The sequence below is a fragment of the Nitratireductor sp. GISD-1A_MAKvit genome (assembly GCF_040819555.1).
GTDB lineage: Bacteria > Pseudomonadota > Alphaproteobacteria > Rhizobiales > Rhizobiaceae > Nitratireductor.
The window spans coordinates 2,771,298-2,793,434 of sequence record NZ_CP161920.1; the positions used below are offsets into that span (position 1 = coordinate 2,771,298).

The window sequence follows — 22,137 nt, forward strand, 5'->3', positions numbered from 1 at the left end:
GTGGCTATGGCCCTACCCTGCCACCTCAAGTCAACTTGAGGTCAACCATGAAACTTCTCGATATTGGCGTTCTTTCACGAAGAAGCGGCATTCCCCCTTCGACGCTGCGTTATTACGAGGAGATCGGGCTCATTCGGTCGGTGGCGCGAAACGGTCTTCGCCGGCAGTTCGATCCGCTGGTGGCCACACAGCTTGCCTTGATATCTCTGGGCAAACTGGCTGGTTTTTCGCTTCAGGACATCAAGCGCATGTTCTCGCAGGACGGGACGCCACAATTGCCGCGCGATGACCTGCATTTGCGCGCCGACGCGCTGGATGAGCAGATTCGCGGTCTCACGCGGCTGCGCGACGCGCTGCGTCATGTGGCCGATTGCCCTGCCGAAAATCATATGGAGTGCCCGAAATTCAGGCGCCTGATGGACTTCGCCTCACGCACCGCCGGCAATCGAAAGGCGTGACCCGCGATAAGCCAGCGCCGGTCCCTTAGCGACCCGCAGCCTCCCCCTTCCACGACAGGGACATCCTCGTCACCGCATGCGGCCGCATCTGCATCGGAAAGAGGAAAATCAACCTTAGTCAGGTCTTCGCTGGCCAGCTTCTCGGCCTGCGCGAGGTCGATGACCAGATCTGGCTCGTCTCATTCATGGACTATGACATCGGATTCTTCGATAATACCGAAGCTCGGGTCGAGCCAACCAAGAACCCATTCGCGCCGGAGAAAGTGTAAACCATCTCTCCAGCATCAAATGTAAAGCATGTGCCAAGAATGGACCTTGAAATCGTTGGCGATCCCGGCAGGATTCGAACCTGCGACCATCGGCTTAGAAGGCCGACTATTCTTGCAACATGAATATAACAACACGTTGAAATTTAACAAATCCCATGCAACAAACAGTCACCATGTTGCATTTATGTTGCGAGAAAAACTATGCCAAGCGTGCGCAAAAGGGTTTGGAAGACCAACGGGGTGGACAAAGAAGCGTGGGTTGTTGACTACAAGGACGTAACCGGAAAGCGACGCATCAAAACTTGCCCATCCAAGAAAGCTGCAGACAACTTTGTCCGCGCATTGAATACCATCGGGGGCCATGTACCTGAAAGTTTGAGCAGGCACGGCGCTCTTGAATTCACCGCACCCATCCCGAAAGGGAAGCGAAAATCGGAACGCTCCGTCATTGCAGACGCCTTTCGCGCTGCTTTCCCTGACCGCTCTCCGACTACTGGCACAATAGGCATACAGGTTTTTGCTGAGGTACCTCCAGCCATTGCCGTAGCCGACGTGGACAACCTTCTGAAGCCAGTTCTAGATGCTTTAAGCGGTGTAGCGTATTTTGACGACACGCAGATTAGTGAGTGCCTTATCCGGCGCATTCCGAGCAAGGAGCGACGATTGTTGATTAAGATATGGTCCGTTCCGACCGAACTGCTTGTGCGAGGGCTTCCATCTAGTCCCGCGCCAACGTAATGCCGAGCAAAGCGCTTGCAGCATCCGCCATTTCCTTGCCGTCATCCTTGCGCGGAAACAGGTGGCTATAGACGTCTGCAGTCACCGTGATTGACGAGTGACCCATGCGCGCCTGCACTGTCTTCATGTCCAAGCCCAGTCCGCCCGCCTCCTTCGGATTGATGAGCCATGAGGCATAGAAATGCCGGAGCGCGTGAAGGCCGGTATAGGGAAGCCCTGCCCTTGCCATTGCAGGCTTCAAGCCACGGTTCACGACGTTGGAGTGCGAGTGAGGCTTACCCGTCGCGGTGGGGAAAACCAACTCACCGGGCGGACATGCCAATTTCCATTCCTTAAGCGTGTTGACCACGACAGGCGGGACAGGAAGCGTGCGCTGCCCTGCATGGGATTTGGTCGCACCTATCTCACCCCATTTGTCTGCACGCTGCCTGACCGTAATTGTTGCCTTCCCGAAATCCACATCATGCCAACGCAAGCCACGCAGCTCCGACGAGCGCAAGCCGGTGAAGACTGCAGTCAATAGCACCGGACGCCATCGACCTTCCAGAGCGGCCAGAAACGCTTTGATTTCATCCGGTGCAGGAATATCAACGCCAACTTCCAGAAGTCTCCTCTTGCGCTTTTCTGCCCCGTTGCGGCGACGAGACATTTCCTTCACGGCATTGTGTGTGACACAGCCCCTCTCCTGCGCATCTGACAAAAGCGCACCAAGCGCTGTCATTGCCTTTTTCACCATGGCAGGCGAACGCCCCTGAGACCTCAACGTATCTGCAAACGCTCTAACGGCAGGAACCGTGATCTTTGTCAGCTTCTCATCACCGATGAAGGGAACGATGTGGAGATTGAGCCGCTGGCGATAGGCTTCGACGGTTGAGCGTTCGAGACCAGCCGCTTCGCTGCTTTCAATCCATAGTTCGCCTGCACGCTTAACCGTGACCGTATCACGGTCAGCAACGTGAACACCTTTGCGCACTTCAACGGCTGTGGTCGCTGCGAATTGATCGGCTTCCTTCTTCAGCTTGAAGGTTTTCAGCCTGCGCTTGCCCTTGCCATCCACATAATCAACAGCCCAAGCGGTGCGCGTCTCGCCTTTGGAAGTGGTCCAGGTTCGTTTGCGGACGCTCATTCAGGTTTCTCTTCATTTTCTTCCGAATGTCCGGGCGCAACACTTACTTCATCATCTGGGCTTAGCTCCCCAGTTTCAAACTTTTGTCGAGTTTCTAATAGCTTTTCGACAATGCGCCTTCGACTAGAGCCCGGCTCCAGCCGTTCAGGATCGGTGCCGTGCATTTGCTCAAACATATCAACAAGGTCGCCGAGCCGGAATTTGGGAGGAGGATACGCAGCAAGCAGAGCCGCGTTGACCTCTTCCATGAGTGTTCTTTCATTTTCATGTGCAGCGATTTCGATACGCTTCCGCAGGCTGCGGGGAATTTCACCAAGTGTGCGGTCACTAGCTTTGCTCTTCGCTTTGGCAAGTTCCGCATGAAGCTCCCGCTCTCTGAGTTGGGCGTAGTGAAGCTGCAGCTGAAGCTTTGAAAGCTGATCTTGACCAGCAAGAGAATCTTCAAGCCGCGCAACAATTTCAGCGTTCATTGAGCGCGCATTTTCACCGGCTGCCCTTTTCAGTGCCTCACGCATTTCTTCGGGCATCCGCACCATGAACTGCGCGAGTTGGTCGCTAGGGTATTTGGGTCTTGCCATAGTTTTCCCCAGTTGGAGTCAGTTGTAGCGACTACGTATATTTTTCACTTGCAGCAATCCTAGCGACTCGCTAGGTTGCGATTTGTAGCGACCCCGTACCATGAACATGGAGCGAACAAGTGACAAGCGCGAATGAGCAAGACCTTATTTGGGAAGTGAAGAACATTTCCAAGCTGATCGGGCGAACCGAACGGCAGACATTCCACATGCTGAGCAATGGATTGCTTCCCGCAAAAAAGATTGGCGACCGGTGGGTTGCCTCACGGTCACGGCTTCTTGAAGCCCTTCTAGGAGACGCAGCATGACCCAGAAAACAGAAAGGCCCGGAGGTGCTGCAACACCGTCCGAGCCTCTAACCCATAACCTCCCTAAGGAAATGAGTGACATGACACATAGCACCCCAAATGTGGCAAGCATAGCCCCTAATGGCCCGCATAGCATTTCGATGGATCTAGAAGCGCTGGCGACTATGCCGCTGGATGAACTGCGCTCACTCTACTCGGCGCTCAATACGCTGGGGGACGTGCTTGCAGGCCTCTATTGCAAACCACGCTATTGGCAGAGGGAACAGGATACTGCTTTGTCACCGGCAGGATTGCAACTTGATGCAATTCTAGACTTCCTCAGCTCTTACCAACAGGCCTGCATCAATGTGGCGACGGCCCGCAAGCCTGAGACAGAAAGAGACGTTGAAGAGCGCGCACGACTCCTGATCGAATTCGACGTCGGTTGCGACGACACACTCAATTGCATTGCCGCTCTTGCAGCCAATGCAGCCTACGAAGCCGAGGAAATGCTGCGAAAGGCACGGAGGGCTGCAGCATGAGCAAGCGAGACACATTCAAGGTCGCACGCCTTCAAGAAGTCATGGAGGAAATCGACCAGTCCGGCGCTGTCACCGTGCAGGAGAAGCTTAACGTTCTGTTTGAGCTATTCAACCGTGCTGCACGCACGATCGACCCGACCATTCAGCGCACCATGGTGATGCATGACGCGGTTCTGGATCACCGGCTTGCGGCACTCCAATTCGTGCGCAAAGGCCAGTTCGGGCAGGAGGACGCAGCATGAGCAACCCACAGCCAATCAAGGTCATTGAGGAAACGATCCCGCTCCTGCGCAAGATGTCTGAGGTAATGCAGGGCGAACACAACTGGTTTCTAGAAGAACTGGCTGCACGACGTGCCGAGAACCGCGAGGAATTTGAGAACGGCTGGAAGAGCGAGGCTGACCTTCAGGCGGTAACGCTCACCTTCCTAAGCGAACAAGCCGACAAGCATCTCGACAACATCTGGGTCGCAGCGGCAATAGCGGAGACTCTAGCTGATTATCTGCAAAACACCGTCAGGCTGACGAAGGCAGGTGCAGCATGAGCATCACCGACCACGAGCATACCGAGGCCATTCGTGAGGCTGCGCTGTGGTTGGCTACAACACCTGACCACATGAAGCCGCATCCTATCGTTCCTGAGCTTCAGAAGCGGTTCGGGCTTTCCGCCCGGGAAGCCTGTGCCGCTGTCGCCGAAGCCTGCTTGATCCGTGGGAGGGCGCATTGAGCATTGAGGCGATCAAAGCAGTCTCACAAGCTGACATTCGACCGTGCGGGCGCAAGTTCACGCTGTTGGCGCTGGCCGATTTTGCTGACGCGAATTGGTCATGCTTCCCAAAAACGGCAACGCTGGCCTCTTACACGGGGCAGAGTGACCGTGCGGTGAGAACGCACCTTGCCGAACTGGAGAAGGAGGGATTTCTGACACGGTTCCGGCCTCGTCGTGAAGATGGAAAATTGGCTGGCTATCGCTATAAACTCCAGCGGCAGAAATTGCCGGTTGAAGCTCCTGTCGATGGTGAAATTGACCAGTGGCAAAATCTGCCAGAGGCAGAAACTGCCATAGGCGAAACTTGCCAAAACCAGCGGCAGAATTCGCCAAAACCAGCGGCAAATATTTCCGAAACCAGCGGAAGAATTTTCCGAAACCAGCGGAAGAGTCTGCCGGTCATTAACCCCCATCTTAACCCCCAAGAGAAGATAGCTTCTTCGCTACGCTCAGAAGCTTGTCAGCAGCAGGCAGTTTCAGCGGACGTTCAAAGCGAAATCTTCATCCACCTACCGACCAAGACGGGCGATGCAGTCGCGATCACTCGCAAGCAGGTGGACGAGTGGTCCAGAGCCTTCCCTGCGCTTGACGTGGAGCAGAAGCTTCGAGCGATGAAGTCATGGCTGGACGCCAACCCCTCCAGGCGCAAGACCGCCAACGGCGTACCGCGATTCGTCGTCGCATGGCTCTCGAAGGATCAAGACCGTTCGGCGCGAGCGGCACCGCCCGCGCATTCGCGGCAAGCGGACAAGCCGAAGACCATCGGTGAAATCTTTCTGGAAGAAGCGATGAACACGGGGCTGATCTATGACTAACTCCATTCCATCGACCGAAGTCAGCAACCGGGGCGCGTTCGAGCAAATCGACCCGTGGAAGCTGGCGACCGACGAGGACAAAGTTGCGGCGCTGGCTTCGCTGGGAAGTCTGCCGTCCAGAGAAATCAAATCTGCAAAGCTAAGTCGCGCGGCCTATCTCCTAGCCTTGCGAGGCGTGACGAAATACGCGCTCTCACGAGCAGTTACAGCGATCTTGCAGGGCGCGCTTGGCCATGCCTTTTTCCCGTCCCCGCCTGAGTTGCGCATCCAATGCAATCGGATGATGGAGTGGCACGAGCAGAAGGAAGCGGAGCGCCGACGGATTGCCCGCGAGAATGCCGACTTCATACGGCAACACGGTAGACCGCCTGAGAAAACGCAGCAGGGGCGCAACCGCGTTCGAGCGCTCTATGCAGACTTCACTCAGCACTGGCATGAGATCAAATACGGCGAAGATCCGAAGGCTGCGGAGGAAAGGCGCAAAAGGCTTGGCATGACCCCGGAGGTTCTGGCGAAGATCCCCGACGCTCCCAAATCCGACAATGACGAGAACAGCTTTCGAGGTGCAGCTTGAAGTCCGGTCGCAAAAGCAACGGCTCGACCGGACACAGGAGTCCTGTCGCGAGCGGACAATTGAGGCCGCCCGAGCGGACAAATGGCGACATTTACGACCGGACACAGGAGTCCGCGGAACACTTACGTGAGAACTACTTACCAGAACACTTACCTACGGGCCGCGAGGGAGACGATTATTCTCTACATAGGGAAGCACTCTCCAATGCCTATGCAGCAGCTTCGAAAGGAGCCTGACCATGAGTGATGATCACAACCTTCCTCTGTTCTCCTGGTCGCCACCTGCATGTGTGGTGATCCCATTCCCAGCCGCAAGCCGCATTGGTCGTATTCGGCACGTTGCCCAGATCCTTGTCAAAAAGAGGGGCAACGACGCGGATGCTTATTGGCGTCGGATCATCAAGGATATGGACAGGCAGATGGCACGAGCGGGCATTGAAAAGCCCCAACGTGAGATCGAGCTGCGGTCATTCTTCGATGGTGTCCGGAAGGAACTGGATCTGATGGCGGTCCGCCACGGCAATGGCGGAACCGGAGGCGGTGCAGCATGACAACGCAAACTCATCAACAGACCACAGCGGAATGCATGGCACTGATTCAGAAACTAGGCGCACACCATGCCAGGCAAATCATCAACAGTGTGGTGGTGTTCGGCATCGATCCCGACGAAATGGAAGATATGATCAGGGGTCGTGTTCGCGGCTTTCTCACCTTGATGCTTGAAAAGGGGGCGGACCCAAATGACGCAGAGACAGCGGCGCATAAATTCTACGCCTCAATCGTAAAGGAAGGTGGACGCCTCGCCCGTGAGATGAGCTGGGAGGCTGGCCACGCATGACGGTACAGCCACCACTCAACCGCTGGCACTTTGCCAAGCAAGGAAGACACTGCAAGACCAGTCTCATTTATCGTGCAGAGCAATCTCAGCGCTTGGCGCGAATGCATGGAGGGTATCCCCATGCATAGTCACGTTGAACACCACAAGCGCATCATGAAGCTTATCGCGGCGATGCAATTCCACGAGAGCGAAATCGTTCGCGAGGCCGGTCATGAAATGCTGCGATGGTGGTTTGAAGGCAGGAAACAACCGCTGGAGCGTGCCTTGGGGCCTGTCCCATCACGGGGGCGTTTCACCGCGACGGGCAGCAGCATTGGCACGACGGGACCAGATGCTCGTCAATCTCTGGCAGACGTTACCTGAGTGCAAGGAACTGCCAGCGCGCTCCGCAGCCAATCTGATCTCGTCGTGGGCGAGACGGTACGAGTCTATTCGGTGGCTTCGCGAGCGGAACCACGTCTCCGCACCGGCATCGGAACCATTCGCAACCTTCTGGCACACGCTCCAGAACGATCTGCCGATTCCGGCTGCGAAAAGGCTTCAGCAAATTTTTGAAGCGGAAATTCAAGATCGATTTTGAGTTTCCATGACTCGCCCCCATCCTCTTCTAAAGATTGGAGAATTGCATGGCGAAGACACCAACTATCGACAAAAGCCGACTGGCAAATCTGGAGCAGCGTTACAAACGCGCACTGGAGGCAAGGCGCAAAGCTTACGAGGCTATGATCGAGCTGAATGAGAGGAAGCGGACGTTGCGCGCAAGGATAGTAAACGCAGAGGAAAGCGCGCTGCAAGTGCCACAGCAGAGCGCGAGCTGGCAGAAACAGGCGGAGGAAATTCGGAAGCAATTGGCAGACCTCGAGCCGCTCGCATCCGAAGCAATGGCCGCACACGAGGAGACCCGTGAGAAGGTTCAGTTGGCTTACGAACTTCTGCAACGCTGTCGGGATTACGCTGGAGAAACCCGCTGATGAAACGTATCAAAGACTTGCTTGCCAAAACGAGCCGCGCATCGAGCGAACTGCGTGTCGGATTGACCGAAGCCCGTGAGCGTATCGATGCTCTGAAAGCGCAGCGCGAGGAAATAGGTCACATCCCCCCAACGATGAGCGTTGTGCGCAGGCGCGTCGATGCGTTTGCAGAGCTTGTGGTCGAGCGTTCCACCGGGATGTATCCCTCGCCGGAACATTTCCTTGCTGGAGGCGACTACCAGCAACCCAATTACTTCGCGATGGAAGACGTCCTCGGGCGCTATCTGAAGCGCACCCTCGCGGCTTCCATCATGGAAGAGGTAGAATCCGCTGTCGAAGAGATGGAGCTGATCTCCGAAGAAGAGCGCGAAGCCAGGGTTGCCAAGATCGACAGCGATATCCTCTCAGCAGAATTGGCGGAAGAGGCGCTGATCCGCGCCGCCGAGGAAGCAGGGTTCCCTGTCGAAAGGCGGCTTGATGCTGATCCACGCGCAGTCCTCGCACCGGCTACCTCACTGCCATGACTGAAGAGATCTCAAACCCAGCGCTAGCGGACGATGGCGTTGGCCAGGAGCGCGCGGGGGAGTCTCCAACCCTGCGTCTCGCGGGGCGGAGGTATACCAGTGCTACTTCCGCTCCGCCGCTCCGATCTTCCACCACCACAAAGCCACCCCCCCATTCAGGGACCGTAGCCTGGCCCTTTGGGCCGTGCGGGGGCGGCATCCCGAAATTTGTCTAGGGACAGCTCCCAAAAAGAGGGTAACAAGGTAACAATCCATGGCAGATAACTTCGTCTCACAGGCTCGATATGCCGCTTATCGCGGCGTCAGCCGAAAGACCGTAACCACTTGGAAACAAAAGGGTTTGCTCGTTCTCGATGAAGCGGGGCGCGTTGACGTTGCCGCCACAGACGAGGTTCTGCCGAAGGACGCAGAATGGCGCAAGATTGTTACCCAGGGTAACAGTCCAGACACGGGTTCACTGGTTCGCAAGGTTCTCGCTGAAGAGGGTCTTGAGGTTGGGGAATCTCCGCTTACGCTCACTCATGTGCGGATGGCTGTCGGCATCTTGAAGGCCAGGGAACAGGCCATCGCGAATGATAAGGAACGCGGTGCGCTGATCGAGATCGAACAGGTCGGCGCGGTCGTGGCGGACGAGTACGCGACCATCCGTGCCAACTTTGTCTCATTGCCGGGTGATGTCGCGGCTGATCTGGAACATCTCACGGCACCTGAAATCCAGGAAGTTCTAGCGGCGAAGGTCTCTCAAATCCTCGACGCCCTTTCCGCTGACGAAACCTATTCCGGCAAAGAGGCCGCGTGATGACGGATCGTCACAAAGCCATTGCAGAACGAATGGCGCTCGCTACTGCGGCTGCATCCGCACCGGCACGCGCCATACTTGACCATCTGGACAGGCTTAAAGCCGGTTGCGCTCCGCTCCCGGTATTCGAGGACCACTGGCCAGCAGAAACTGAAACCTTCCACACGCAATTCCAAGGATAACTTCTATGGCGAAGAACGCAAACACCGTCACTCTCGCAACACCTGTCACCGTGAACGGTCTGCCGCTCAACGAGATCACGCTGCGACCGCTCAAGGTTCGCGATCTTGTGAAGGCAAACCGTGAAGGCGGTGACGACTTTGAGAAAAGCCTAAACCTTCTGGCAGCAGCTTCCGACCTGGACCGCAGCGCGATCGATGAAATCGACATCACCGATCTGGAAGCACTGAACGCAGCGATGGATTCGCTGCTGGGAAAGTCGGCGCTGCAGGCGAATGGGAGCACCTAGTCGTTGCGCTGTCATCTGAAACAGGATCATCGATCCGGGAAATAGAAGAGATGAACCCGTCAGAGGCATTGAGCTACTTCAATGCTCTGGCGCGGCTTCGCGGCAAAAGGTCGTCCCGTCATGGCAACACTTAAATCAGAACTGATTCTCAGCCTGATTGACCGCGTTTCCAAGCCTGCAGGAGCGCTGCAATCGAAGATCGCGGCTCTGGAACAGGCAGCGCGTCGGAACACTGCCAAGATGAACGCCATGAGGGGACAGCTGTTTGGAGCAGCTGCCGCTGGCTGGGCGCTGTATCGCGGTCTGTCTGGACCGATCAATGCCGCTGCTGAGTTCGAGGCGGCAATCAACCGCGTGCAGGCCGCATCCGGTGCCACCGTGGCTGAGACGGAATCTCTGTCAAAGCAGGCCCGCGAGTTTGGCCGTTCGACTGCGTTCACCGCCACGGAATCGGCTCTGGCGCAGGAGATGCTGATCAAGAATGGTCTGCGGGTTGCGGACGTTCTCGGCGGCGCGACTGAATCAAGCCTGAAACTCGCCGCTGCATCGGGTAGCGAACTGGCACCATCCGCCGACCTCGTGACCGATGTCATGGCCAATTTCAAAAAGAAGGCTGGCGACTTGGCAAAGGTTGCGGATCGCGTGACCGGCGTGATGCTCGCCTCAAAGTTCGGATTTAACGATTACCGACTCGCGCTGGCCCAGGCCGGTGGTGTTGCCGGTGGCGTCGGCGTAACGCTGGATGACTTCAACGCGGTGATCGCGGCGACATCCTCCCGGTTTGCCAGCGGCTCCGATGCAGGCACGTCGTTTAAGAACTTCCTTCAACGGCTTGTGCCAAGCTCGAAGAAAGCAGCGTCGGTAATGAAGAAGATGGGTCTGGAATTTTTCGAGACCGACGGCTCGATGAAATCCATGGCCGAGATCGCGCAAGAGCTGCAGGAAGGGTTTGCCGGCCTGTCGGATGAAGCACGCAATGATGCACTCTCGACCATATTTGGCACCGATGCCATGCGCACCGCTGTCGGACTGATGGAAGCGGGTGCGGACGGCGTTCGCAAGCTTGATGAAACCATCAAGAAGGCCAGCGCCGACAAGCAAGCCGATGCGCGCATGAAAGGCTATGCCGGTACGCTCAAGAAGTTTCGCAGTGTCGTTGAGGATCTGCAAATATCCATCGGCAACGGGCTGCTTCCGGCACTCACCAGGGTCATCGAAGACATCTCGCCTGCGGTCAGCAAGATCGCACGCCTTGCCGAAGCCTACCCGCAGGTCACTTCATCCATCGTGGCACTGACTTCCGGTCTGATCGGCTTGCGTGTTGCCAGCCTGCTGGTGCGGTATGCTTTCCTATGGATGAAGGGCGGAGCAATCGCAGCGGCACTGCCTGTCTTGCGCCTGTCGAAATGGGCTTCAACGGCAGCAGGTAATGCAATCTCGCTGCAGAAATCCTTAGCGGGATTACAGGGCGTAAAGTACACGCCGCTGCAGAAGGTCGGTACGGCCATCAAGGCAATCGCGCGCGCTGTTCCGGGAGCGGGTATAGTCGCCGGACCACTGGCCAGCATCGCAGCCGCAGGCGCGGCGCTGTCGGCCCCTGCATGGGGTGCCATTGCGTTGGGCGTGGCGTTGGTAGCTGGTGCCGGTGCGCTCATATGGAAGTATTGGGACCGGCTTTCTTCGCTCTTCAGCGGCGTTGCACAACGCCTCAGCGAAGAACTGGCACCGGCCCTGGACTGGATCAGGGACAAGCTCTCAAGCTTCAGTGACTTTGTGAAAAACACGGTCGGACGGATTGCAGAATTCTTCGGAGCGGATGCAGAAGCCGCAGTTCGGGCGCTGGAAGCGATGTTCGATTTCTCCCGCGTCCGGGAGAAGATCAGCAGCTTTTTCACGTGGCTGGGCAGCCTGTTCCAGCGCGAAACTCTGACCGAGGAAGACAAGGCCGCTTTCGCACAAGCAGGCTATGAGTGGGCTGACGGCATGGTCAATGCCGTGAAGGAAGTCGTGACCGGCATGGTCAGCTGGTTTGGCGGCTTGCCAGGCCGGATCATGTCAGCCATCGGAAGCATTAACATCGCGTCCCTCATAAATTGGGGCGAGCCGCCTGCATGGCTGAAATGGGTTATGCAAAAGGTCGGCCTTGGTGGAGGTTCGGTGGCAGAGGGCCGCTTCAGGCGGTATCGATGGAAAGCGTGCGGCAGGTGGCCCGGTGCGGGCGGGCGGCACCTATCTTGTCGGTGAACGTGGTCCGGAACTGTTCCAGCCATCGCACTCCGGTAAGATCATTCCGAACAACGTATTCGGCCAGATTGCCTCGCCACCACGGAAGACAGAAGGCGCGCCGAGTGGTGGTAGTGTCAATGTCCACATCGCCTCGCAGACCTTCCAGGTCAGCGGTGTTAGCGATCCGGCAGCAGTGGCACGAGAAGCCGCGCGGCTGATTGAACGCGACCTGCGAGATGCATTCGCAGGCGGACATTGGAACGGCGGATATAGGGTGGCGTGATATCAAGCGTTACTAAGTAACATTGCGGATCAAACCGCATGGTAAAAAGTCAGGAAGTCAGGGATTCCGGCCTAGGAAGTTTGCCAGCACTCGTTCACTTGATAAGTAGCAGTCCTTCCTCCCGGCTACCGCCAGAGCCGAACAGTATCTTACCTGTTGAGCAGTGCCGATACCCCGTACCCATCGTAGTATCCAGCAAGCTATCTAAAGAGTGGGATACCATACGTCTGGCCTGTAGCCCTACCTCGTAATAGAGGCCACCTTTGCGGAAATCATCCAGATTAAGAAGCTCTCGCGCCTTCATCGCTTGCAACGCGTTATAGTTCCAGTCGAGGTCCTGACATTCCTTCAATATTTCGCGCCCCATGATGAAGCTTTCAAAAGCTCGGCACTGGCTGGCTGTTAGCGTTTCGGCTCCCTTGACACCATAATAGTATGGCAGACAAGGCTCGGCCATCAATCTTGTGGTGGTACTACTCCAAAACAAAGAAATAGCAGCGATACCAATCAGCAATCTGGCTCGCATCATTGCCCTTCCAATAACCGCTGCTTTTCTACTGCGTTAGAACACCAATACTACGCGCCGTTGTTCTTGCCAAAGTACAATCTGCGGCACTGGGTTCACCGTCGAAGCCACTAAGCGAAACGCCGTCGGAAATGAACGATAAAACTTCGGGCGTAGCTAAGCCTTCGCCTGCGTAATAAGCCTCTAGCGCAGCGACATCGATCTCGTAGCCGCAAGGTTCGGATTTAGTAATAATCTCCACCAGGCCACTGGCCAATTGCATCTGCCGCAAATCCATAGCCGATGCAACCGAAGTGATCGCCATAATGCAACCAACAACCAGCACAATACGCATAATGTTCTCTCCCCCGACTGAGCCTGCATAATCTGCCGCAACCTAAAGGCGAAGGCAAGACGAAGCTCACGTTCCGCAGGTCTTCAGTTACATCGTTTATCTGGGCGCTTGAGCACTCTCTGCTTTTTCACTGCTCTGAGTGATCACACGGCGAAGATGTTTCTCACTGATGTCCTTGATCTCAGTCAAGCGGCTGAGAATTAACCCCATCGCTAAACTAAGCACGCCCATGCCATACATAACTGCCCCAAGAATCTGATGTATTGCTGAAACTGCATCAAGATAAGCTAGGACACCGCCCAGTATCTGAACGGCACCTAGGAACACGATCAACGCGGCCATTAAATCCCCTGTATGTCGCAAACATGTTGCATGGAGCTGCCGAGCATGACGGAAAACCTTTAGAAATCAAGGGGAATGGATTGCAACACAGCGCAACATGATATGGAGAAGATGAACTGCTAAATAATTGATTTTATTGGCGATCCCGGCAGGATTCGAACCTGCGACCATCGGCTTAGAAGGCCGGTGCTCTATCCAACTGAGCTACGGGACCGGTGCGTGGCAGTGCAGGTCAATGCGTCCACGGTGTCTTTCGGTCATAGCGAAAATTTTCCGCGTAGGAAACCTGACGGCGTTTGGGCTTGTGCGGCTCTTCAACGCGAAACGGGATGCCATTGCGCTCGGCATAGGCAATCGCCTCTTCCCTGCTTTCGAAGGTCAGGCGAACCTGGCTTTTCATGTCTGAAGACGATGTATAGCCCATCAGCGGCTCGATCTTGCGCGGTGTCTCCGGATCAAACTCCAACACCCATCGACCGGTTTTCGCCTTGCCGGACTGCATGGCGGTTTTTGCTGGACTGAAAATGCGTGCAGACACGTCGAATTCCTCGTTCCCTGCAGGCGTTAGAACGCCGAAACAAGCACCGCACCACCGCGCAGGGTGGCAGGAGACAATGGTCGGAGCGGCAGGATTCGAACCTGCGACCCTCTGGTCCCAAACCAGATGCGCTACCAGGCTGCGCTACGCTCCGAGCGATTGAACCCCTATAGGCTCAGAATTTTTCGCGCAAGCCCCAATTGCAAATTTCCGCAGCCAGTTGGCCGGTCGGCTCCCTTTCAGGAGCCGGCGGGTCCTTATTCTGCGGGTTTGGGTGTTTCGATCGTTACCTTCTCGGGAACCTCGACATTGACACCACCGCCGGAATTTCCACCAAAAACGCCTCCGAAGAACAGGAAACCGGCCAGAATCGCCGCGACGACGAGACCTCCTGCGATGAACCATCCTGCTCCTCCGCCACCGCCGCTCGTGACCACGGTGGTGCGATCTTCGCGATCCCGTTCCATATCGTTCTCCTTTCACGCAAGTGCATTCAGGGAGAACAAACTGGATTGCATGCAAATGGTTCCCTAAGGCCGCAAGAGGCCGATCGGTACGCGCACCCGCGCCTCAGGCGCCGGCTGGTTCGCTACCGGTGTCCAGCGCATTCACCACTTCGGCAGCGAGCGGGCGGGTGATGCGGGCCTTGCGTTCGAGCGCTGCCCTGTCAATCGCATCCACGACGTGGATTGCGCTCGATAGAGAGCGTTCGATGCGGCGAACCAGAAACTGCACCACATGCGGCTCCACATCCACCTGACGGTCGGAAAAGAGCTTCGTGATCACGCCGGCCAGAAGCATGTCGTCGGGCTCGTCGATCTCCACCGTGGCCGCCGCCTTGAGGCGCGAAAGGAGATCAGGAAGCCTGATCCCCCATGCGCCGGGAAAGCTGCGGGCGGTCAGAAGCATGGGCTGGCCGCCGGCACGGGCCGCGTTGATGAGATGGAAAAGCCCGTTTTCATCCACTGGCGCGGCATCCACGCCGTCTATGAGCACCGGGCGGAGGCCGGCCCTGCTTGATGACATCACCGTCAATTTCCTCTGGCGCAAGCTGCATGGCACCAGCCTCCTCGCGCCAGACGGCCGCGAGATGGGACTTTCCACTGCCTGCAGGTCCCGCCAGGATCACCACGGGAGCCGGCCAGGATGGCCAGTTCTCTATCAGGGCAGACGCGCGCTCATTGGCCGGTGTCACGACCAGATCGTCACGCGTCAAAGCTTCTCCATGGGCCAGGTCGAGCGGCAGCTGACGGGAGGGCATGGCGAGAATCCTAGGATCTGGGCTTTCGGGCCGGCGTCTTTTGATGGTCTTGATGTCCGCTATAGAGCGGTGATGCCAGATACTGGCTTATCGCAAATCGCACAAGCACCGCGACGGCCGCAGCCGCCGGAACCGCAATCAGCAGCCCCGCAAAGCCAAAAAGATAACCGAAGGCGAAAAGTGAGAACATGAGCCAGACCGGATGCAGGCCGACACTCTTTCCAACCAGCTTTGGCTGCAGGATGTTGCCTTCCAGAAACTGGCCCGAGAAAAAGACGGCAGCCACTGCAAGGACCCACCACCAGTCGGGCCAGAACTGGACAACGGCGATGCCGATGGCGAGCCCGAAACCGATCAGCGACCCCACATAGGGAATGAAGCTGATGAGCCCGGCCACAAGGCCGATCAAGAGCCCGAAATTCAGCCCGATGAGAGAAAGCCCGACGGCATAGAAAATGCCAAGAATGAGGCACAGCGTGCCCTGCCCGCGCACGAACCCCGCCGTGGCGACATTGATGTCGCGGGCGATCTGGCGCACCGTCTCCACATGGTCGCGCGGCACCCAGCTGTCGACCTTCTCGACCATGTGGTCCCAGTCGAGCAGCATGTAGAATGCCACCACCGGGGTCACGACGAAAAGGCTCGCCACATTGACGATCGCCACGCCTGAACTCCAGACGGATTTGAACAGCGTGCCGAGAAAACCGGTCCCCTGCGCAAGAATCGAGCTCAGATTTTCCCGCACCGCGTCGGTTTCACCATTGATGAAATTATCAACCCATGCCGGCTCGAGCCGGTTCGCCAGGTCCTGGAGCCGTGTCAGATATTCGGGCAGACGGCTTGCGAAATCGGCAAGCTGGGTTCCCAGCACCGGCACAACGATCATCAGGCCCAGCAACACCGCGACAACAAAGCCAATCAGAATGACCACGGACGCTGCCATGCGCGACAGCCCCATCCCCTCCAGCCGATCTGCAACGGGATCGAGAAAATAGGCCAGCACCATGCCCGCCAGAAAGGGCAACAGAATGGAACTGAAAACATAGAGAAACAGGACAAGCGCCAGCCCCGCCAGCGCCCAGAAAGCGACATGTCGCGCAAGTGTCGGGCGGGCAACCACCGGCCCGGCTCCGTTTTCAGCGTCCTTCGGCGTCACTTTCGGCATAACCACCCATATGCTTGATCCAGGCGACGAGATAGGCCGCTCCGGAAGCCACGGTCAAGAGGCCGGTCACCGCGATCAGCGCGATCCGCACCGCACCCGAACCGTAGCCGAACGCGAGCTCCGCCAGAACCAGAAGTGCCAGCAATATCTGCGCCAGAGTGTTCGCCTTGGAAACGAAGAGCGGCTTCATGGCCACCGGGTGCCCCATCACATTGGCCAGCAGAACGCCTCCAACAATCAGCGCGTCGCGCGAAACGACTGCAATCACCAGCCACAGCGGAAGTTCCATCATGTAGCCGAACACGACAAACACGCTCACCAGGAGCAGCTTGTCGGCGATCGGGTCCAGATAGGCGCCAAGCTCGGTGCGCTGGTCGAAATGCCTGGCGATGAAGCCATCCACGCCGTCGGAGATGCCCGCCGCCAGAAAGCCGGCAAACGCCCAGCCATACTCGCCCGTCAAAAGCGCGAACACCACGCCCGGCACAAGAAAGAAGCGCATCAAGGTGATGATGTTGGGAATCGTCAATCGATAATCTCCACCCTCGCCGCCATCTGCCCCGGCACCTTTTCATCGCGGTCCCGGCGCCTCTTCATTGTTGTTCCCGGTGCCTTTTCATTGCGGTCAAAGGCAGTTTCGGGCCACACTCATCGCAGGCTTTCACACATTGTAGGGGAAGCGTGCGCTTTCAATAGGCCAGCCTGTGAATATCTCTCGCCTTGCGGAAGCGTCCCCTTCATGTCAGAAGCCGAAAAAAACGCGGCGGCGAGAACGAAATGGCTCAGGACAGCAAAAATGGCCTCACCTATGCCGATGCGGGCGTCGACATCGATGCCGGCAGCCGGATGGTGGACAAGATCAAGCCCATGGTGCGCGCCACGCGCCGGCCGGGCGCCGACAGCGAAATCGGCGGGTTCGGTGGCCTGTTCGATCTCAAGGCGGCCGGCTTCAGGGACCCCATCCTCGTGGCCGCCAATGACGGTGTCGGCACCAAGCTCAAGATCGCCATTGAAGCGAACCGGCACGACACGGTGGGCATCGATCTCGTTGCCATGTGCGTCAACGATCTCGTCGTTCAGGGTGCCGAGCCGCTCTTCTTTCTCGATTATTTTGCCACCGGCAAGCTCGATCCCGACCAGGGCGCGGCCATCGTTTCAGGCATTGCCGAGGGCTGCAGGCAGGCCGGATGCGCGCTGATCGGTGGCGAAACGGCGGAAATGCCGGGCATGTATCACGGCGACGACTACGATCTGGCTGGCTTCGCCGTGGGCGCGGCAGAGCGCGACCGGCTTCTGCCCACGGGCGACGTGACCGAGGGTGACGTCCTTCTGGGCCTCGCCTCCTCCGGTGTTCATTCCAACGGGTTTTCGCTCGTACGCCGCATCGTCTCCGATGCCGGTCTTGGCTGGGATGACAAGGCGCCGTTCGCGGCGGGCAAGACGTTGGGCGAAGCGCTGCTTGAGCCCACCCGCATCTACGTCAAACCGGTCCTTGAAACGCTGAAGGCCGCCTGGGGGATCAAGGCGCTGGCCCATATCACCGGCGGCGGCTTCCCGGAAAATCTGCCACGCGTTCTCCCCGATCATCTGGCTGCCGAGATCGACCTCGATGCCATCGATGTTCCTCAGGTCTTTTCGTGGCTCGCCAGAACGGGCGGGGTGGCCGAAAACGAGATGCTCTCCACCTTCAATTGCGGCATCGGCATGGTTGTGGCTGTTGCCGGCGATGAAGCGGCGCAGATCGCAGCACTCCTCCAGCAGGCGGGCGAGCATGTCACCATGCTTGGCCAGATCGTTCCGCGTCAGGCAGCCGGCGTCACCTATCGCGGTTCTCTCGGCCTATGACGCGGCGAACACGCAAAAGGGTTGCGATCCTGATTTCCGGGCGGGGCTCCAACATGGCCTCGCTCATCGCCGCCGCCATCGACCCGTCGTTTCCCGCCGAAATTGTAGGCGTGATCTCAAACCGCTCCGACGCGCGTGGGCTTGAGGTCGCCGCCACACACAGCATTCCCACCAGAGTGGTCTCATCGCGCGATTATGACGGGCGCGAAGCGCATGATGCAGCCATCCACGCCGAACTCGTGGAACTGAAGGCCGAGATCGTCTGTCTGGCGGGCTATATGCGCCTTCTTTCTCCCGATTTCGTGAAAAAATGGAAAGGCCGGATGATCAACATCCACCCGGCTCTTTTGCCAAGCTTTCGCGGGCTCGATACCCATGCCCGTGCGCTGGCCAACGGCGTGCGTGTTCACGGATGCACCGTTCATTTCGTCACGCCCGAGATGGACGAAGGTCCGATCATCGCTCAGGGCCGCCGTTCCCGTTCTCACCGACGATACGGAAGAAACGCTCGGCGAGCGGGTTCTCAGGGTCGAGCATCGGCTCTATCCCCTGGCGCTCCGCCTTCTTGCGGATGGCCGTGTGCGCATGTCCGATGGCGTCGCCGTCTTTTCCGGCGTCGAGGACGAACACCGCGACATCGCGATCGTTTCTCCCGGTGAACGCCGCGATTGAGGAAGACCCGTCACATCCCCTCTCACTGTCGTCATCCTCGGACCTGATCCGAGGATCCATGCCGCAACGCCGGGGATAAACTCCGGCCTTCAAGAAACTGCCCACTTTTTCTCCCGCGCACCCCGTCACCCCCGCAACGGCATGGATCCTATGGTCAAGCCATAGGATGACGACGCCAATGCAGCGCGTTTCCCATTCACTATTCACCATTTACCATTCACTCCTTTTCCCCCACCCCCAAGACCTCCGCTACACTCGCCCCATCACCCCTGTCGGGAACCGGGTCCGGAGCCGGGGATCAGGAGGGGCGACGGCAGCCTCCCCCTCGGGTTCGGTGACCCGAGGCCTGTGAGGGCCCGCGAAAGGCCGGCGGCCGGCATCATGTCGGTTGCGGAAAAGCCGCTAGGGCAAAGTTTGCCCGAGTGACCGGTCGGCAGTCGGGACAGCGGCCGGCGGGGCGCGCTTTTCGCGCCACTTATTTCCCAACAGAGAGGCACGAAAAACGCGCCCCGTTTCCCGAACGATCCAGACCCCGGCGGCACCCCCGCGCGGCAACGATGGAGCCTGCCCAACAATGCCCGCGCCACACCATCCCGTCATCCCGGGCTTGACCCGGGACCCATTGGCAGAGCGTGCAGGAACACGGCCCGGTCCTCGCCCATGCTCCGTTTGAAGAATGCGCACCAACACCAAACGCCCCCTTCTCCCCGCGAGCGGGGAGAAGGTGAGGATGAGGGGCGAGCGCCGTCAGTGGCCATGATGACAAAGGTGAAACGCTCACCCCACCCCGTCATCCCGGACTTGACCCGGGACCCATTGGCAGAGCGTGCAGGGGCCCGGCCCGGTTTTCACCCCGGCACCACCCGCCGCACCCTCTCCTTACACCGGGCACGCCTCTCAATGGGTCCCGGCTCTCGCTTCGCTCGGCCGGGATGACGAGGGTGGATAGGTCACGCCACACCGTCATCCCGGAAGCCGCAGGCTATCCGGGACCCATTGGAAGAGCGTGCAGGAGCACGGCCCGGTGCTTACAAAGCGCGCACCCAGACCTTCGTGTCATGGAAGGCCGCGCCGCCATAGGGCGCGATGGAATCGGCACCCGTCAAAACATTGATGCCCTCGCCGCGCTCATGCGCGCTGTTCGGCCAGATGCCTTCGGCAATCACCACGCCGCGCCGCACTCCGTCGAAGAGCTTCACATGCAGAACCACCTCGCCACGCTGATTGCCGATTTCCACGCGATCGCCCACCTGCAGCCCAAGCTCCGCCGCATCATCCGGATGCAACATCAGTTCGGGCCGACCTTCCCGTTTCACCGAGCCCGGTGTCTCCGTAAAACTCGAATTGAGGAAAGTACGCGCCGGCGAGGTCGCCAGCCGGTAGGGATGCTCCGGATCCGCCACTTCGATGAAGTCCATGTGGTCGGGAAATTCCGGCATGCGTGCGTGCGGACCCTGCAGCCCGATGGAGGCCGGCGGACGGTTCGGCGCAGGCGTTCCCGTCCAGTCCGGGCGGAAACGGTATTTGCCGTCCGGATGACCGAAACCGCCGACGAAATGGGCGGTATCGAAATCCGGCTGCACATCGGCCCAGCGATCGGCCCTGAAGCTTTCGAACGTTCCAAGCCCTCGCTTCTTGAGCATGAATTCGACATGCTCGCGCGCCGTGAGACCGAAGCCCGGCTGGTCAGCGACGCCAAGACGTTTGGCAAGCTCCTCGATCACGAAAAGGTTTTCCCGCGCCGCGCCGGGCGCATCCACCAGTTTGGGGCCAAGAATGATGTGCTGGTGACCGCCACCGCGATAAATGTCGTCATGTTCCAAAAACATCGTCGCCGGCAGAACCACATCGGCAAGCTTGGCCGTGTCGGTCATGAACTGCTCATGCACGCAGGTGAAAAGGTCCTCGCGCAAAAAGCCTTTTTTCACCAGCCGCTGTTCCGGGGCGATGTTGGCAGGATTGGTGTTCTGGATCAAAAGGGGCCGTGACGGGTGGGCCCCCATGCAGGGCCTCCGCATCGTTGGTCAGGACGCGCCCGATCTGCGCCTGATCGAGCGAACGGATGGACGGATCCCGCAGCGCACTGCCCTCGATCTGCGACTTGTCGAGGCGGAAGATGCCGGAATTGGAGTGAAACGCCCCTCCGCCCTCATATTGCCAGCAGCCGGTGACGGCGGCGATGGAAAGGGCGGCATGCATGTTCACAACGCCATTGCGATTGCGCGTGAAACCATAGCCCAGCCGGAAAAAGGTGCGCTTGGTCTCGCCCACCAGTCTCGCAAAACTCTCAATTTCCTCAACCGAAAGGCCCGTGATGGCGGACGCCCATTGGGGCGTGCGGGTCTTGAGATGCGCCTCGAGCCCCCGGGGATCGTCCGTATACTTGTCGAGAAACGCCCAGTCGGCCAGACCATCGCGGAAAAGGACATGCATGACCGCGCAGGCAAGGGCCGCGTCCGTGCCCGGCTTCAAAACGAGGCCGAGATCGGCCTGTTTCATTGTCGCATTGTCATAGACATCGATGACGACGATCTTCGCGCCGCGCTCCTTGCGCGCCCTGATCGCGTGGGTCATCACATTGACCTGGGTCGCAACGGCATTGGTGCCCCAGATCACCACGCAGTCGGACTTTGCCATCTCGCGTGGATCGGGCCCGCGCAGATCGCCCGTTCCCATGACGAATCCGGTCCAGGCGGCATTGGTGCAGACCGTGCCGAAAAAGCCGGAATAGCGCTTGGCGTGGCGCAGTCGATCGATGGAATCGCGCTGCACCAGCCCCATGGTTCCGGCATAATAATAGGGCCAGACCGTCTCCGTCCCGTATTTTTCCTCCGCTTTCAGGAAGGCTTCTGCGACGCGGTCGAGCGCGGCTTCCCAGCTCGCCTCCTTCCACTGCCCCTCACCTTTCGCTCCGGAACGGACCAGCGGCTTAAGCAGGCGGTCGGGGTGGTTGATGCGTTCCGCATAGCGGGCAACCTTGGCGCAGATCACACCGGCGGTGTAGCTGTTTTCCTTGGCGCCATGAACGCGGCCGATGCGACCGTCCTTCACCTCGACATCGAGCGCACAGGTCGATGGACAGTCATGCGGACAGGCCGAATGGCCGATATGGATGTTTGCGTGTGTGTTCATGGCGAGAACACTAGCGATTTTCTGTGCGGACGCGTAGAGGCAATCAGCAGAAATTCAGATA

26 protein-coding genes, 3 tRNA genes and 4 pseudogenes are annotated in these 22,137 nt (G+C 58.3%); 19 read left to right on the forward strand and 14 right to left on the reverse strand.

Going from position 1 to position 22,137, the window contains the following annotated elements; genetic code table 11:
• Positions 1-47 precede the first annotated feature (47 nt).
• Entirely contained in the window at positions 48-458 is a 411-nt protein-coding gene (locus AB2N04_RS14595; RefSeq protein ID WP_367715130.1) for a helix-turn-helix domain-containing protein, read from the forward strand.
• Between the two features lie 325 nt (positions 459-783).
• On the opposite strand, the gene AB2N04_RS14600 is transcribed toward AB2N04_RS14595, so the two are convergent.
• Positions 784-854 (reverse strand) — tRNA-Arg (locus tag AB2N04_RS14600).
• A 74-nt stretch (positions 855-928) separates the two neighbouring features.
• On the opposite strand from AB2N04_RS14600, the pseudogene AB2N04_RS14605 reads away from it, so the two are divergent.
• Together AB2N04_RS14605 and AB2N04_RS14610 are read left to right on the forward strand one after the other, a co-directional pair.
• Positions 929-1,060: pseudogene (locus AB2N04_RS14605) on the forward strand (site-specific integrase); the annotation flags it as partial.
• A gap of 219 nt (positions 1,061-1,279) precedes the next feature.
• Positions 1,280-1,465 carry a RusA family crossover junction endodeoxyribonuclease gene (locus tag AB2N04_RS14610; protein WP_367718820.1) on the forward strand — a complete coding sequence of 62 codons (186 nt, stop codon included), beginning with the start codon at positions 1,280-1,282 and terminating at the stop codon, positions 1,463-1,465.
• Here the strand turns inward: AB2N04_RS14610 and AB2N04_RS14615 are convergent.
• Together AB2N04_RS14615 and AB2N04_RS14620 are read right to left on the reverse strand one after the other, a co-directional pair.
• On the reverse strand, positions 1,446-2,591 hold the full coding sequence (locus AB2N04_RS14615) for a tyrosine-type recombinase/integrase (RefSeq protein ID WP_367715131.1): 1,146 nt from the start codon (positions 2,589-2,591) through the stop codon (positions 1,446-1,448). The genes AB2N04_RS14610 and AB2N04_RS14615 overlap by 20 nt on opposite strands.
• Positions 2,588-3,169, reverse strand: a complete 582-nt coding sequence (locus AB2N04_RS14620; RefSeq protein ID WP_367715132.1) for an Arc family DNA-binding protein — start codon at positions 3,167-3,169, stop codon at positions 2,588-2,590. The genes AB2N04_RS14615 and AB2N04_RS14620 overlap by 4 nt, the downstream gene beginning before the upstream one ends.
• A gap of 301 nt (positions 3,170-3,470) precedes the next feature.
• On the opposite strand from AB2N04_RS14620, the gene AB2N04_RS14625 reads away from it, so the two are divergent.
• The 14 genes from AB2N04_RS14625 to AB2N04_RS14690 all read left to right on the forward strand — a co-directional run bounded on the left by AB2N04_RS14625 (position 3,471) and on the right by AB2N04_RS14690 (position 11,996).
• Positions 3,471-3,995 carry a hypothetical protein gene (locus AB2N04_RS14625; RefSeq protein WP_367715133.1) on the forward strand — a complete coding sequence of 175 codons (525 nt, stop codon included), beginning with the start codon at positions 3,471-3,473 and terminating at the stop codon, positions 3,993-3,995.
• Positions 3,992-4,237 (forward strand): hypothetical protein, encoded by a 246-nt coding sequence (locus AB2N04_RS14630; RefSeq protein ID WP_367715134.1) that lies wholly within the window; start codon positions 3,992-3,994, stop codon positions 4,235-4,237. Before AB2N04_RS14625 ends, AB2N04_RS14630 begins: the two co-directional genes overlap by 4 nt.
• On the forward strand, positions 4,234-4,539 hold the full coding sequence (locus tag AB2N04_RS14635; protein WP_367715135.1) for a hypothetical protein: 306 nt from the start codon (positions 4,234-4,236) through the stop codon (positions 4,537-4,539). Before AB2N04_RS14630 ends, AB2N04_RS14635 begins: the two co-directional genes overlap by 4 nt.
• Complete coding sequence (locus tag AB2N04_RS14640; protein ID WP_367715136.1) at positions 4,536-4,721, forward strand: hypothetical protein; 186 nt, start codon at positions 4,536-4,538, stop codon at positions 4,719-4,721. The genes AB2N04_RS14635 and AB2N04_RS14640 overlap by 4 nt, the downstream gene beginning before the upstream one ends.
• Positions 4,718-5,578, forward strand: coding sequence for a helix-turn-helix domain-containing protein (locus AB2N04_RS14645; RefSeq protein WP_367715137.1), 861 nt, complete (start codon positions 4,718-4,720; stop codon positions 5,576-5,578). The genes AB2N04_RS14640 and AB2N04_RS14645 overlap by 4 nt, the downstream gene beginning before the upstream one ends.
• The gene (locus AB2N04_RS14650; RefSeq protein ID WP_367715138.1) at positions 5,571-6,152 is read left to right on the forward strand and encodes a hypothetical protein; all 582 of its coding nucleotides are present in this window, start codon (positions 5,571-5,573) and stop codon (positions 6,150-6,152) included. Before AB2N04_RS14645 ends, AB2N04_RS14650 begins: the two co-directional genes overlap by 8 nt.
• A 238-nt stretch (positions 6,153-6,390) precedes the next feature.
• A complete protein-coding gene (locus tag AB2N04_RS14655; protein WP_367715139.1) occupies positions 6,391-6,702 on the forward strand; it encodes a DUF6074 family protein in 312 nt (103 codons plus the stop codon).
• A complete protein-coding gene (locus tag AB2N04_RS14660) occupies positions 6,699-6,989 on the forward strand; it encodes a hypothetical protein (protein ID WP_367715140.1) in 291 nt (96 codons plus the stop codon). Before AB2N04_RS14655 ends, AB2N04_RS14660 begins: the two co-directional genes overlap by 4 nt.
• 120 nt (positions 6,990-7,109) lie before the next feature.
• A complete protein-coding gene (locus AB2N04_RS14665; protein ID WP_367715141.1) occupies positions 7,110-7,352 on the forward strand; it encodes a hypothetical protein in 243 nt (80 codons plus the stop codon).
• Between the two features lie 263 nt (positions 7,353-7,615).
• On the forward strand, positions 7,616-7,960 hold the full coding sequence (locus AB2N04_RS14670) for a hypothetical protein (RefSeq protein WP_367715143.1): 345 nt from the start codon (positions 7,616-7,618) through the stop codon (positions 7,958-7,960).
• Positions 7,960-8,484, forward strand: a complete 525-nt coding sequence (locus AB2N04_RS14675) for a hypothetical protein (protein WP_367715144.1) — start codon at positions 7,960-7,962, stop codon at positions 8,482-8,484. Before AB2N04_RS14670 ends, AB2N04_RS14675 begins: the two co-directional genes overlap by 1 nt.
• Before the next feature lie 253 nt (positions 8,485-8,737).
• The gene (locus tag AB2N04_RS14680) at positions 8,738-9,283 is read left to right on the forward strand and encodes a hypothetical protein (protein ID WP_367715145.1); all 546 of its coding nucleotides are present in this window, start codon (positions 8,738-8,740) and stop codon (positions 9,281-9,283) included.
• 187 nt (positions 9,284-9,470) lie between these two features.
• Positions 9,471-9,752, forward strand: a complete 282-nt coding sequence (locus AB2N04_RS14685) for a phage tail assembly protein (protein WP_367715146.1) — start codon at positions 9,471-9,473, stop codon at positions 9,750-9,752.
• 120 nt (positions 9,753-9,872) lie between these two features.
• A complete protein-coding gene (locus AB2N04_RS14690) occupies positions 9,873-11,996 on the forward strand; it encodes a phage tail tape measure protein (RefSeq protein WP_367715147.1) in 2,124 nt (707 codons plus the stop codon).
• 359 nt (positions 11,997-12,355) lie between these two features.
• Here the strand turns inward: AB2N04_RS14690 and AB2N04_RS14695 are convergent, their stop codons facing one another.
• The 10 genes and pseudogenes from AB2N04_RS14695 to AB2N04_RS14740 form a co-directional block, all read right to left on the reverse strand.
• The gene (locus tag AB2N04_RS14695) at positions 12,356-12,790 is read right to left on the reverse strand and encodes a hypothetical protein (protein ID WP_367715148.1); all 435 of its coding nucleotides are present in this window, start codon (positions 12,788-12,790) and stop codon (positions 12,356-12,358) included.
• 25 nt (positions 12,791-12,815) lie between these two features.
• Positions 12,816-13,121: a hypothetical protein gene (locus AB2N04_RS14700; RefSeq protein WP_367715149.1), complete on the reverse strand. Its 306-nt coding sequence runs from the start codon at positions 13,119-13,121 to the stop codon at positions 12,816-12,818.
• Between the two features lie 96 nt (positions 13,122-13,217).
• Complete coding sequence (locus AB2N04_RS14705; RefSeq protein WP_367715150.1) at positions 13,218-13,463, reverse strand: hypothetical protein; 246 nt, start codon at positions 13,461-13,463, stop codon at positions 13,218-13,220.
• Positions 13,464-13,600: 137 nt separating this feature from the next.
• Positions 13,601-13,677: transfer RNA gene (locus tag AB2N04_RS14710), tRNA-Arg, on the reverse strand.
• Between the two features lie 18 nt (positions 13,678-13,695).
• Entirely contained in the window at positions 13,696-14,001 is a 306-nt protein-coding gene (locus AB2N04_RS14715; RefSeq protein ID WP_367715151.1) for an ETC complex I subunit, read from the reverse strand.
• A 77-nt stretch (positions 14,002-14,078) separates the two neighbouring features.
• Positions 14,079-14,155, reverse strand: a tRNA-Pro gene (locus tag AB2N04_RS14720).
• A 103-nt stretch (positions 14,156-14,258) separates the two neighbouring features.
• Positions 14,259-14,468: a hypothetical protein gene (locus AB2N04_RS14725; protein ID WP_367715152.1), complete on the reverse strand. Its 210-nt coding sequence runs from the start codon at positions 14,466-14,468 to the stop codon at positions 14,259-14,261.
• Positions 14,469-14,571: 103 nt separating this feature from the next.
• A pseudogene (gene hdaA, locus AB2N04_RS14730) lies at positions 14,572-15,262 on the reverse strand (DnaA regulatory inactivator HdaA).
• 10 nt (positions 15,263-15,272) lie between these two features.
• On the reverse strand, positions 15,273-16,427 hold the full coding sequence (locus AB2N04_RS14735) for an AI-2E family transporter (protein ID WP_367715154.1): 1,155 nt from the start codon (positions 16,425-16,427) through the stop codon (positions 15,273-15,275).
• Positions 16,399-16,956, reverse strand: coding sequence for a CDP-alcohol phosphatidyltransferase family protein (locus AB2N04_RS14740; RefSeq protein WP_367715156.1), 558 nt, complete (start codon positions 16,954-16,956; stop codon positions 16,399-16,401). Before AB2N04_RS14740 ends, AB2N04_RS14735 begins: the two co-directional genes overlap by 29 nt.
• A gap of 248 nt (positions 16,957-17,204) precedes the next feature.
• On the opposite strand from AB2N04_RS14740, the gene purM reads away from it, so the two are divergent.
• Together purM and purN are read left to right on the forward strand one after the other, a co-directional pair.
• Positions 17,205-18,272, forward strand: coding sequence for a phosphoribosylformylglycinamidine cyclo-ligase (gene purM / locus AB2N04_RS14745; RefSeq protein ID WP_367715158.1), 1,068 nt, complete (start codon positions 17,205-17,207; stop codon positions 18,270-18,272).
• Positions 18,269-18,944 (forward strand): annotated as a pseudogene (purN, locus tag AB2N04_RS14750) (phosphoribosylglycinamide formyltransferase). Before purM ends, purN begins: the two are co-directional and overlap by 4 nt.
• A 1,028-nt stretch (positions 18,945-19,972) precedes the next feature.
• On the opposite strand, the pseudogene AB2N04_RS14755 reads toward purN, so the two are convergent.
• Positions 19,973-22,076: pseudogene (locus AB2N04_RS14755) on the reverse strand (molybdopterin oxidoreductase family protein).
• Between the last annotated feature and the right edge of the window lie 61 nt (positions 22,077-22,137).